This window comes from Pontimonas sp. (assembly GCF_031581085.1).
GTDB lineage: Bacteria > Actinomycetota > Actinomycetes > Actinomycetales > Microbacteriaceae > Pontimonas.
On sequence record NZ_JAVLBO010000002.1, the window covers coordinates 14174 to 25945 of the forward strand.

General features: G+C 62.9%; 12 protein-coding genes, 1 tRNA gene and 1 riboswitch. Of the genes, 7 read left to right on the forward strand and 6 right to left on the reverse strand.

The window, feature by feature from the left end:
* The first annotated feature begins 1 nt into the window (after nucleotide 1).
* Together RI518_RS01115 and RI518_RS01120 are read left to right on the forward strand one after the other, a co-directional pair.
* The gene (locus RI518_RS01115) at nucleotides 2–961 is read left to right on the forward strand and encodes a metallophosphoesterase (RefSeq protein ID WP_310689160.1); all 960 of its coding nucleotides are present in this window, start codon (nucleotides 2–4) and stop codon (nucleotides 959–961) included.
* An 8-nt stretch (nucleotides 962–969) separates the two neighbouring features.
* Nucleotides 970–1046: transfer RNA gene (locus RI518_RS01120), tRNA-Pro, on the forward strand.
* Nucleotides 1047–1075: 29 nt separating this feature from the next.
* Here RI518_RS01120 and RI518_RS01125 read toward each other — a convergent pair.
* The 4 genes from RI518_RS01125 to RI518_RS01140 all read right to left on the reverse strand — a co-directional run bounded on the left by RI518_RS01125 (nucleotide 1076) and on the right by RI518_RS01140 (nucleotide 5318).
* Nucleotides 1076–1738 (reverse strand): thymidine kinase, encoded by a 663-nt coding sequence (locus tag RI518_RS01125; RefSeq protein WP_310671928.1) that lies wholly within the window; start codon nucleotides 1736–1738, stop codon nucleotides 1076–1078.
* A complete protein-coding gene (locus tag RI518_RS01130) occupies nucleotides 1731–2624 on the reverse strand; it encodes a bifunctional methylenetetrahydrofolate dehydrogenase/methenyltetrahydrofolate cyclohydrolase (RefSeq protein ID WP_310689161.1) in 894 nt (297 codons plus the stop codon). Before RI518_RS01130 ends, RI518_RS01125 begins: the two co-directional genes overlap by 8 nt.
* A gap of 31 nt (nucleotides 2625–2655) precedes the next feature.
* On the reverse strand, nucleotides 2656–3951 hold the full coding sequence (gene glyA, locus RI518_RS01135) for a serine hydroxymethyltransferase (protein WP_310671925.1): 1296 nt from the start codon (nucleotides 3949–3951) through the stop codon (nucleotides 2656–2658).
* Nucleotides 3952–4003: 52 nt separating this feature from the next.
* Nucleotides 4004–4085: riboswitch (ZMP/ZTP riboswitch) on the reverse strand.
* Between the two features lie 6 nt (nucleotides 4086–4091).
* A complete protein-coding gene (locus tag RI518_RS01140) occupies nucleotides 4092–5318 on the reverse strand; it encodes an MFS transporter (RefSeq protein WP_310689162.1) in 1227 nt (408 codons plus the stop codon).
* A 54-nt stretch (nucleotides 5319–5372) separates the two neighbouring features.
* Between RI518_RS01140 and purU the strand changes: the two genes are divergently transcribed.
* The 4 genes from purU (at nucleotide 5373) to RI518_RS01160 (ending at nucleotide 9209) form a co-directional block, all read left to right on the forward strand.
* Nucleotides 5373–6230, forward strand: coding sequence for a formyltetrahydrofolate deformylase (gene purU / locus RI518_RS01145; RefSeq protein WP_310689163.1), 858 nt, complete (start codon nucleotides 5373–5375; stop codon nucleotides 6228–6230).
* 217 nt (nucleotides 6231–6447) lie between these two features.
* Complete coding sequence (locus RI518_RS01150; RefSeq protein ID WP_310671922.1) at nucleotides 6448–6873, forward strand: FMN-binding protein; 426 nt, start codon at nucleotides 6448–6450, stop codon at nucleotides 6871–6873.
* A 3-nt stretch (nucleotides 6874–6876) separates the two neighbouring features.
* Nucleotides 6877–7737, forward strand: coding sequence for an FAD:protein FMN transferase (locus RI518_RS01155; protein ID WP_310671921.1), 861 nt, complete (start codon nucleotides 6877–6879; stop codon nucleotides 7735–7737).
* Entirely contained in the window at nucleotides 7734–9209 is a 1476-nt protein-coding gene (locus RI518_RS01160) for a hypothetical protein (RefSeq protein WP_310671920.1), read from the forward strand. The genes RI518_RS01155 and RI518_RS01160 overlap by 4 nt, the downstream gene beginning before the upstream one ends.
* Here RI518_RS01160 and RI518_RS01165 read toward each other — a convergent pair.
* Both RI518_RS01165 and RI518_RS01170 read right to left on the reverse strand, forming a co-directional pair.
* Complete coding sequence (locus RI518_RS01165) at nucleotides 9206–9499, reverse strand: hypothetical protein (RefSeq protein WP_310689164.1); 294 nt, start codon at nucleotides 9497–9499, stop codon at nucleotides 9206–9208. The two genes, RI518_RS01160 and RI518_RS01165, sit on opposite strands and share 4 nt — an antisense overlap.
* A 424-nt stretch (nucleotides 9500–9923) precedes the next feature.
* Complete coding sequence (locus RI518_RS01170) at nucleotides 9924–11138, reverse strand: NADP-dependent isocitrate dehydrogenase (protein WP_310671918.1); 1215 nt, start codon at nucleotides 11136–11138, stop codon at nucleotides 9924–9926.
* A gap of 120 nt (nucleotides 11139–11258) precedes the next feature.
* Here RI518_RS01170 and RI518_RS01175 point away from each other — a divergent pair, with 120 nt between their 5' ends.
* Nucleotides 11259–11714: a GNAT family N-acetyltransferase gene (locus RI518_RS01175; RefSeq protein WP_310671917.1), complete on the forward strand. Its 456-nt coding sequence runs from the start codon at nucleotides 11259–11261 to the stop codon at nucleotides 11712–11714.
* The last annotated feature ends 58 nt before the right edge of the window (nucleotides 11715–11772 follow it).

Sequence of the window (11772 nt, forward strand, 5' to 3'; positions counted from 1 at the left end):
CGTGAGTGGTCCCCGCAACACCCTGACCCGAGCGTTGTGGGGAATGGGCGCGCTCTCGGCGTTGGCCTTCGCCTACGGCGCCGTCGTGGAGCGGGGTCGCTACCAACTGCGCGTCGAACAGGTCCCCATCTTGGATGCCGGCAGCGAACCCATCCGCATCCTGCATTTGAGCGACCTGCACTTGGCGCCCTGGCAGAAAAATGCCACCTCGTGGATTCGCGCCCTGGCCGATAACCCACCGGACCTTGTGGTGGGAACTGGAGACTTTTTTGGCCACCCCGGTGCACTTCCACAGATCAGGCAGGCACTCCTTCCGCTCAAGGGCATTCCCGGTGTGGTGGTGCACGGGTCCAACGACCGTGTTGCGCCGCGGGCAGTAAACCCCTTCGGATACTTGGCGGGACCCTCGCACGGTGTCGAACAGGGGACCCCGTTGGACTTTGAGGGCCTCCACGCCCTCTACGAAGAACTCGGCTGGCACGACATTGACAACGCCGTAGTCTCTCTCACTATCCGAGGTTCCCAACTGGAATTCGTCGGGTTGGGTGACGCCCACGTCGGCTCAGACCGCACCGATTCGCTGCCGACCTGGTTGGAAGCAGCCAGGGAGCAGCGAAGTGTGGAGGGTCGCTCCGAGCGTTCCACCACCACAATCGGTGTCAGCCATGCGCCCTACCGGCGGGTTCTCGATGCTCTCGTGACCCACGGATCGGAACTGATTTTTGCCGGACACACCCACGGCGGGCAGGTGTGTATTCCCGGCGTCGGAGCCCTCACCACAAACTGCGACCTGCCTCTTTCCCAGGCGAGAGGCCTCAGTCTGTGGCCGCACGGAAATAAAGCCGCCTACCTGAACGTCTCAGCGGGAATCGGCACCAATATTTTTGCCCCGGTGCGCTTTGCCTGCCCGCCCGAGGCGGTACTGGTCACTTTGGTCGGTGACGATATCGGGTACGCTTAACCCGCAGGCGGGGTGTGGCGCAGCTTGGTAGCGCGCGTCGTTCGGGACGACGAGGCCGCAGGTTCAAATCCTGTCACCCCGACCAGTCTCGAGACGCAACGCCTTCCGCTCGGTTTAGCTGAAGTCTGAGTCAGGCCCCGGCAACTGCGGGTCGAGGGGTCGCTGGTGGGCGCTTGCTAAACGGCCACCACTTTCTTGGAGATAGCACTGCCCACACAGTGACTCGTAGCCGACATCGACTCCGTCGATGGCGACTTGGTCACCGTCGAAAATGAAGTCTCCGTCGGCGGTGCGGGCATTGAAAATCGCCTTTTTGCCACACCGGCAAATGGTTTTCAGCTCCTCGACAGAGTGCGAAATTTCCAGCAGTCGCCTGCTTCCCGGGAAGGCCACGGTTTGAAAGTCGGTCCGGATGCCATAGGCCAACACCGGCACGCCCACTTGAACGGCCACCACGAAAAGGTCTTCCACTTGGGCGGGGCTGAGAAACTGTGCTTCGTCGACGAGCACACAGGACAGGCGCTCTGCGGTATCTGCCTGGAGCCGGTCGATATGAGCCGCGACGACCTGAACAAGGTTGTCTTCTGGCTCCACAATCACATCGACAGGCCTCGACACCCCCAACCGCGAGACGATGGTCGCCTCGCCTTTGGTGTCGATGCGCGGCTTTAACAACACGACTCGTTGGCCGCGCTCTTCATAGTTGTGGGCTGCTTGGAGCAGTGCGGTGGATTTCCCGGAGTTCATGGCGCCGTAGCGGAAGTAGAGCTTAGCCATCGTGACCACCGGCTTGGCGCTCCGCTATTTCGACGACGTTCTGCAGAAGCAATGCTCGGGTCATCGGTCCCACCCCACCCGGATTGGGTGAGAGCCAGCCGGCCACTTCGGCGACGGCCGGATCGACATCGCCCACAATGCGGGGTTTTCCGGTTTCGGGATCGGCGACCCGGGAGACCCCCACATCGAGCACGATGGCTCCCGGTTTCACATCGTCTTTGCCCACGATGTGCGGAGATCCGGCGGCGGCAACAATCACGTCGGCCTCCCGCAGGTAGCCAGAGAGGTCCTTGGTCCGCGAGTGGGTGAGGGTCACCGTGGCGTCCACACCGCGGCGGGTGAGCAAAAGTCCGATGGAGCGACCCACGGTAATACCCCGACCCACGACGACAACGTGGGCACCGGAGACACTCTGGCCGTGTCGCTCGACCAGTTCGATGACGGCGCGAGGCGTGCACGGCAGGGGCGAGTCACTACCACCCGAAACTCCCGCCACCAGACGGCCCAGATTCATCGGGTGTAACCCGTCGGCATCTTTTGCGGGATCGATGCGTTCAATCAGCGCCTCCGAGTCGAGGTGGTCCGGGAGGGGCAGTTGAACGATGTATCCGGTGACCTCCCGGTTCGCGTTTAACTCGTCGATGACCGCTTCCACTTCGGCTTGGCTGGCCGTCGCGGGTAGTTCGCGAGAAATGGACGCGATACCCACTTCGGCGCAATCCCGGTGCTTCCCCGCGACATACCATTTCGAACCCGGGTCATCGCCGACCAGCACGGTGGCCAACCCGGGGGTGTCGCCGGCGCCAGCGAGTGCCTCGACTCGTTGGCGCAGTTCGTCTTTCAGTGTCGCGGCGGTCCGGAGGCCGTCTAGCGTCGACGCACTCACAGCCGCAATCCCGCTGTCGCTTCGCGCTTCACTACCCCAATTCCCGGTACAGGGGGAAGTCGTCGGTGAGGGCGCTCACCCGCGCTCGAAGCGCCGCCAAATCGCCACCGGGTGTGAGGGTTTCAGCGATGATGTCGGCGACCTCGTCGAACTGTTCGGGGCCAAAACCTCTGGTGGCGAGTGCGGGAGTACCAATTCGGACCCCGCTGGTGACCATGGGGGGCCTGGGGTCAAACGGAACCGCGTTGCGATTGACGGTGATGCCCACTTCGTGCAGTCGATCTTCGGCTTCTAGACCGTTGAATTCTGAGTGGCGAAGGTCGACCAGGGTCAGGTGCACATCGGTTCCCCCGGTGAGTACGTCCACGCCCGCGGCGGTGGCGTCTGGGGTGGTCAGCCGTGATGCGAGGGCCTGTGCTCCGGCGATGGTGCGCTCTTGGCGCTCCCGGAATTCTGGTTCCATCGCGATTTTGAACGCGACGGCTTTCGCGGCGATGACGTGCATCAGCGGGCCACCCTGTTGGCCCGGGAACACCGCGGAGTTCAGTTTTTTGGCCAGGCTTTCATCGCGGCTCAGCATCACACCGGAGCGTGGTCCCCCGAGGGTCTTGTGCACGGTGGAGGTCACTACGTCGGCGTAGGGAACGGGTGAGGGGTGCACACCCGCGGCGACCAGTCCCGCGAAGTGGGCCATGTCGACCCACAGGGTGGCGCCGACCTCGTCGGCGATTTCTCGGAACGCTTTGAAGTCGATGTGTCGGGGGTAGGCCGACCACCCCGCGATGAGCACTGTGGGTTTGTGCTCGAGGGCCGCGTCTCGCACCCGGTTCATGTCGATCAGGAACGTCTCGGGGTCCACCCCGTAAGACGTGGCGTTATAGACCTTGCCCGAAAAGTTCAGTTTCATGCCGTGGGTGAGGTGCCCGCCGTGGGCGAGCTCGAGGCCGAGGATGGTGTCGCCGGGGCTCGCCAGGGCGTGCAGCGCCGCGGCACTGGCTTGGGCTCCGGCGTGGGGTTGGACGTTGGCGTAGGCGGCACCAAAGAGTGTTTTGGCCCGCTCAATGGCGAGCTCTTCGGCGATGTCGACAAATTCGCAGCCGCCGTAGTAGCGCTTCCCGGGGTAGCCCTCGGCGTACTTATTGGTCAGCACACTGCCTTGGGTTTCCAAAATGGAAAAGGGCACAAAGTTTTCGCTGGCGATCATTTCGAGCGTCGTTTCTTGACGATCGCGCTCGTGGTTCAATACGGCGGCAATCTCCGGGTCGACCTCATCGAGTGACGCGGTAAACGACGGGGAGCGGGTGTCGGTGCGAGTGGCCGGGTTCACGGTGTCTCCTTCTGGCTGTGGCTCCGGGGACCCCTGGGGTCCCCGCTATTTCTCCACCAGCCCAGGCGCACGGCCAGTGGTGCTTTGTCGCTCCCCGATGGTGACCCATCTTTACGCCAGTTGCGATGGCCCGATTCTACTCATCCTTGATGAGAGTGCGGCGAGGACGCTCGCAGGTGTTCAATTCGGTCGGCGACCACGGCGACCAACACCGCGAGCGCAAACCCACTGGCCCCCGCATAGGCCAGCGCCTGCACGCCGATGGGGTCATAGAGCACGGCCCCCACCAGGGCGCCACCGCCAATGCCCACGTTAAACGCCGTCACCAGCACCGCGGAGCCAAAATCTCGAAGCCGCACGGAGACTGCCCGGAGCAGTCGCAGCTGCAACAGTGCGGGAATGCCGCCGAAGGCCGCTGCCCAGATCACCACCATGCTGATCACCCAGAGATCGCCGGTGCCGCGGGCGCCCAGCATCGCAATAGACACGGTCGCCACGAGCAGCATTCCCACGAGTGCCCCGCGGGGAAAACGATCACCCAGAACCCCCGCCGCGGCCACGCCGAGTGCGCCGGCACCGCCGTAGACGAAGAGAACCCCGGCGACCCCCTGCCCCTCAAAACCCGCCACATCGATCAGGTAGGGCGCGATGTAGACATAAAACGTGTTGTGGCCACCGAGGGCCAACACCACGATTAATGCCGCGACCAACACCAGCGGCAGCGTGGGGTCCAGGCGCACCGGCAGCGCAATTTCTCCTGTGGAGAGAGCGACTTCTCTGCTGACCTGGGGCAGGGTCACCATCAGGGCCAGAGCGAGCGAGAGGATGATCACCGCGAGCGCGATGAAGGCCAGGCGCCAGCCAAAAGCATTTCCCAGTGCGGTGCCCAGGGGAACACCCAGGACAAACGCCATAGTGCCCCCGGCGGTGAGGATGGCGACAGCCCGGCCTAAGCGCTCCCGGGGGACTAAATACGCTGCGTAGGCATTCGCGAGCGCAAAAAAGAGTCCGTGGGCGAGGCCGCCCACTACTCGAGCGGCGACCATCACGGCGAAACTGGGGGCCACGGCGGCCAGCACATTTGACAGGGCCATCACGATCAGGGCCGCCACCACCAAGGATTTCCTCGAATAACGCCTGGTGAGGATCGACAGGGCCATCGCGGTCAACACCACGGTGGCGGCAAAAATAGTGACCAGGAGTCCGACCTGGGCTTCGCTCACCTCCAGACCACGCGCAATCTGGGGGAGCAAGCCTGTCGGCATGAACTCGGCGGTCACCGAGACAAACACGGCTGTGGCCAAGAGCATCAGTACGCGGAGGGGAAACACCGAAGCATTACTGCCCGCTGGTGTGTGATCCGTCATGCACTTCCCCCACGGGCCGCTCGAGGGCCCGGCCACAAAGCCTAAGCTAAAGGGGTGAGCTCCTCGGACCAGCACCTCATTGTCACCCTCGTCTGTGACGACCAGCCGGGCATCGTGCACGCCGTCAGCGGCGCGGTGGTCGATGCCCAGGGCAACATCACCGAATCACAGCAGTTCTCCAGCCACGACACCGGCCGGTTTTTCATGCGCCTTCAGGTCGAAACCGGGCTCAGCCCCGAAAAGTTCACCGAAGTGTTGACCCCCGTGGTCGAGCGCTACCAGATGGTCCATTCGGTGAGCACGGTGGGCCACAAGACAAAGACCCTCGTTCTCGGTTCCACCGCAGCCCACTGCGTGACCGATCTGCTCTCTCGTCAACGAGACGGTCACCTGGATATCGACGTGCCGATCATTCTCGCCAACCATCCGGATATGGGCAGCACCGCCGAGTTTTACGGGGTCGACTTCGAGTGGATGCCGGTCACCTCAGAAGCCGAAAAGGCTACTTTTGAAGCCCGAGTGTGGGAACTGGTCGAATCACACGACATCGAGCTCGTCGTGCTCGCCCGCTACATGCAAGTCGTCTCCGCGCAGTTGTGTGAGCGCCTCGCGGGGCGAATGATCAACATCCACCATTCGTTCTTGCCCGGATTTAAAGGCGCCAACCCCTACCGACAGGCCCACCAGCGCGGGGTGAAACTCATTGGTGCCACGGCTCACTTCGTCACCGAAGATCTCGATGAGGGGCCCATCATCGAACAAAACGTGGTGCGCGTCGATCACTCCCAGTCCCCCGCCGAACTCGTCCGGGTCGGCCAGGACGAAGAATCGCGCACCCTCGCCCAAGCCGTGGGCTGGTTTGCCGAGCACCGCATTCTCCTCGATGGCATCCGGACGATTATTTTCCGCTAACGAGCGTCGCCTGGTGCGAGGGGTAATCCTCTGCGGGATTCACTCAGGGAAATTCCACCCCCGTAGCGCACACTGAAGAGCACTGCGTCACGGAGGGCCACTGCGTGAATCGCACAGCCCCGGAAACGAAAGGCATCCGATGCGGGTTTCTCTCCCACTGCAAATAAGCGTCTCCCTGGGATCTCTGGTCGCCCTGGCGGGGTGCCAAGCGGCCCCGATGGCCGGATCATCCTCCAGCGAAGAGCCCGAACCGACTCCCGCCGAGGCCTCCGAAATGCAGGAGAGTCCCGATCAGGAGGCCACCACTGACGACGCGGTGGGCACTGACGAAACGGTCGACGCCTCCTATGCCGATGGGGGCTATGAGGCGACCGGTGGATATCAATCCCCCAACGGGCCAGAAACCATTGCGGTGAGCGTTACCGTGACCGATGGCGTGATTAGCGCGGTCGAGGTCACCCCGCAGCCGACCAACGATACGACGGAGCGCTATCAGGGGATGTTCGCGGGCGGGATCGCTGATGAGGTTGTCGGCAAATCCTTGGACGAGGCAGACGTGTCTCGGGTGGCCGGTTCATCGCTCACCAGCGGGGGCTTCCAGAGTGCCCTGGAGAGCATTCGCCAGGACGCGAAAGCGAGTTAGCCGTTGGCGTCGTGGCGTTTTGACGCCATCGGCGTCCCGTGGGTCATCCAGTCCGCGGAAGAAGTGCCGGACCACGTGCGGGCCGAGGTCAGCGACCGGATCGGCCAGTTCGATCGGGTCTATTCGAGGTTTCGAGACGACTCGCTGGTCACGGCAATCCAGGACACCCCGGGCGACTACGAGTTCCCTCCGGATATCGTCGAGCTCTTTTCACTCTATTCCCGGCTGTATGAGGCGACCCGCGGTGGTCTAAGCCCCGTGGTGGGACAGGCACTGGAGCACTGGGGCTACGACGCCAATTACCGGCTCCAACCCGCCGGCGGTACTCCTCCCGCGATTCCGGCATTTTCTGATGTGTTGAGCCTGGAGGGCACCACGCTCACCGCCCCTCGGCCCGTATCCATTGATATCGGAGCGGTGGGGAAGGGATACCTGGTCGATCAGGTCTTTGGCACCCTCCTGGCGGCGGGAGTCGATGACCTCGTCGTCGATGCCAGCGGCGACATTAGGCTGCACACCGCCACACCGGAGCGCATCGGGATGGAACACCCGAGCGACCCGGAACGGGTGGTCGGAGTCGTGGAATTGGACCGGCATTCGCTGGCCGCCTCGGGCTCAAATCGCCGCAATTGGGCACCGGGGGTCCACCACATTCTCGACGCACTCACCGGCTTACCCACATCGACCATTCGGGCGAGTTGGGTGGTGGCCACAGACTGTGCGGTGGCCGATGGGCTCGCCACGGCACTTTTTGTGGCAGAACCCAGAGCGCTGGAAGAGTATTTTTCTTTCCAATGGGCCATCATCGATGGCGGTGGGGTCCTTACCCATTCAGCTGATTTTCCCGGAGAGGTTTTTGCATGAGGTGGACGTGGCCTGGCATGTACCGGCTGATGAGCGGTGTACTGGTCATCCTGGTGGCAGCGGCTGCCGGACTATCCGCGCTCGGCCTGGTGGGCTTTAGCCCGCTGGGTATCCTCGCGACCGCGGTGCTCGGTGTGGCCGCCACCCTGCTGACCAGTGCGCTGGGGGCAGTGCTGCGCCGCGCGCCCCTGCACATCGAATCGAGCGTCATCACGGGGCTGCTGATCGCGTTGATTGTGCCCCCCACTCTCGAGGCCCGTGACCTGATTGGCGTGAGCGTGGCGGGGGCCCTAGCGGGTGGGTCAAAATGGCTCATTGCCCCCCGCGGCCGCCACCTGTTCAATCCTGCCGCGACGGGAGTGTTTGTCGCCTCCGCCTTTGGCCTCACGCTCGGCTTCTGGTGGGTCGCCACACCGTGGCTGACACCGCTGATCATCATCGGTGGCGCTCTGGTCGCCTTCCGCTCCGGTCATTTCTTCACCGTCGGGTGGTTTCTGGCCATCTCCCTGGTGTTACTCACCACCAGGCTTCTCGTCTCGGGTGAGCCCCTCGGTGAGACCCTCTGGCTCGTGGTCACCAGCTACCCGCTGGTCTTTTTGGGCCTGTTTATGGTGAGCGAACCCCTCACCCAAGCCACGAAGCGCAGTGACACCTTTCTGGTGGCCACGACAATTGCGGTGGCCGCCGCCCTACCCTTCACCCTCCCGCTGGGTGTCACGACGCTCAGTTCCTCACCGGAGCTCGCCCTGTTGATGGGAAACGCCGTGGCGTGGGCGCTCACCGCCCTCCGGGCGGTAGACCGCGCCACTAACGTCCACCTGCACGAAGTGGTCGATATCAACGACACCGTGCGCGAATACCGGTTTGTCAGCGAGCGGCCTCTGCGCGTGGAGCCTGGCCAGTGGGTCGAACTGCAACTGCCCCACCGCGGAGTCGATTCGCGGGGTTCGAGGCGGGTCATGAGTGTCTCCCGACTATCACCCCCCGACGAGTCAGACCAGTGGAATTTTTCGATTACCACCCGACACAGCGACCCGGGCAGTTCCTGGAAGCGCGCCCTCGCCCACGCACAGCCGGGAATGGCCGCGCGGGTGAACCAGGTCGGTGGTGATTTTGTGCCACCACACGCCATCGTCGGCCACTTTGTGATGGTCGCCCGGGGGGTGGGCATCACTCCGTTTGCCGCGATGCTCTTTAATGCCCGGGATCGAGACCTGGGCCTGGAGGGAACCCTGATTGTGGTGTCGTCGAGAGACGACGAGGAGCTCTATCCGCAGTTATCCCACGTGCGCGGTGTCCGCCGGGTACTGGTGGGCAGTGTGGACCAAATCCACACGGTACTGCCCGAGGCACTCGAGGAGATCAGTTGGGCGGGAGTGTCGGGCTCACCGGAATTTGTCACCAAAGCGCGGAAGAACTTAGAAGATGCCGGCGTGAAACGCGTTCACTCCGACCGGTTCATCGGCTACTAGGACACGCTCTTTAGTGCCTCGAGACCGCCGGTCAGGTAGGACTTCCACTTCTGATCGGATCGGTCGTGGGAATGCAGTTGCTCTGACCACTGCGCGATGAGCTCCTCGCGGGCGGCATCGTGGCCGGCCGGGGCAGACCCGTTGTGTCGCGCACGCTGGAGGGCTTTGAGGGCGACCACGTGGCCTTCCCAGTATTTCGCCGCGTGCACGCGCTCACCCTGGAGGGTGCAGAGCGAATCGTCCGCAGCGACCCCTTGGAGGGCATCGAGCGCGTGAGCGAGCGCTACCACCACATCAGAGGGTGGCCCCTGAGGGGCATCCGCCGCGAGGTCCGCCAAATCGTCGGACCGCCGCGTACCCAGCCCGCTGGAGTCAGGCCGCTGGTCGGAGAACGGTTGCCCCGTCACGGGCTGGGCGCTCACTCGCTCACGGGGAGCTAGCTGACTGCGCGCTGGTTGACTGCGCGCTGGTTGCCTGCGCAGTGGCATTGTCGCCTCGAGGGCTTAGCCGCAGCTGCAGAGCTCGTCGTGGGAGAACGGCGCGAGCGCTTCTTCGATGTGCTCGCCACATCCGCTCCAGGTGACTTTGCTGCAGCGGTTACAACGCACGGGACTGCACATGGGGTTACTCCTTTTTACTCAGGTCAGTGAACGACTGCCCTCAGTATATACCCCAGGGGGTATTGTTGTGCAAGTGCGGGTGGCGTGTGCCTCCCTAGGCCAACTTGTTCGCCAGGTTCTGATCCAGTGCCTCGAGGAAACCCTCGGTCGTGAGCCACTTCTGATCCTCCCCCGCGAGAAGCGCCAGATCCTTTGTCATTGCGCCGCCTTCGACGGTCTCGATGACCACCTGTTCGAGGGCGTTCGCGAAGTCGATCAGTGCCTGATTGCCGTCGAGTTTTCCTCGGTGGGACAACCCTCTCGTCCAGGCAAAAATGGAGGCAATCGGGTTTGTCGACGTGGGGTTTCCTTTTTGGTGCTCCCGGTAGTGGCGGGTCACCGTGCCGTGGGCGGCTTCGGCTTCGACGATGTTGCCATCGGGCGAGGTCAACACACTGGTCATCAGCCCCAGCGAACCAAACCCCTGGGCGACGGTGTCGGATTGGACGTCACCGTCGTAGTTCTTTGTCGCCCAGACGTAACCGCCCTCCCACTTCATGGCGCTCGCGACCATGTCGTCGATCAGGCGGTGTTCGTAGGTAATTCCCGCCTGGGCGAACTTTTCGGCAAATTCGGCATCGAAAATTTCTTGGAACAGGTCTTTAAATCGACCGTCGTAGGCCTTCAAAATGGTGTTCTTCGTGGAGAGATACACCGGGTAGCCGCGAGAGAGTCCGTAGTTCATCGACGCCCTGGCGAAGTCGCGAATGGACTCGTCGAGGTTATACATCGCCATGGCGACACCCGCGCCTGGCGCTTGGAAGACCTCGAAGCTTTGGGCTTCGGAGCCATCCTGGGGCTGGAAGCTGATACTGAGGGTTCCCGGCCCGTCGAAGAGGAAGTCGGTCGCCCGGTACTGGTCGCCAAAGGCGTGGCGTCCCACGATGATGGGTTTGTTCCAGCCGGGAACGAGCCGGGGGATGTTGGAGATGATGATCGGCTCGCGGAAGATTACACCGCCGATGATGTTGCGAATGGTGCCGTTGGGGCTTCGCCACATCTTCTTCAGGCCAAACTCTTCGACGCGGGCCTCGTCGGGGGTAATCGTCGCGCATTTGACTCCCACACCGTGTTTGATGATCGCGTGGGCCGAATCGATCGTGACCTGATCGTCGGTCTTGTCGCGGTTTTCCATCCCCAGGTCGTAGTACTCGAGAGTGACATCGAGGTAGGGGTGGATGAGGCGGTCCTTGATGAACTGCCAAATAATTCGCGTCATTTCGTCGCCGTCGAGTTCGACGACGACACCATCAACTCTGATTTTCTCCACGTGTAATCCCTTGCCTGTTGTGCCTGTGTTGGATGTAGAAACAGTCTAACCCGATTTGAGAATGTATCTTCACGTGAAGATACCTCCCCACAAGGGTGCCTGAGGTCATACTCTTGTCGCATGACCGAGCTGCGACTAGAGGAACTCTCCGCCGAAACCGCGAGCGCGGCCAACACGCTCGAAATTCGACCCGAACAGGAAGACTTCGCCACTCCGGTCACGTACACCGAAGAAGAACCCGGCATCGACCCGGCCAAAGCGTGGTCGCGAGTGATCAGGAAAAATCACGACGTGGTGGGCTTTGTCCGCGCCTATTTCGACCCCGAACACCCGAGGGCGGAACTTCGCAGCTGCATATGGCGAATCACCGTCGCCGGAAGCGAACAGGGCACCGGCGTGGGTCGCTTCGCCGCCCAGGCGGTCATCGCTGAGGCGAGCCAGCGCGGATTCGACACCCTCCACGTGATGTGGACTCCGGGCGACGCGGGGCCAGGAGACTTTTTCCACCGGCTGGGTTTTGTCGACGCGGGCCAGACCAGCTACGGCGACACCATCGGAACCCTCGCACTTCATTAACCCGGCGCCCAACAACACCGGTGCGGGCAACCCGGTCCCTGAACACACCTGGCGCTCC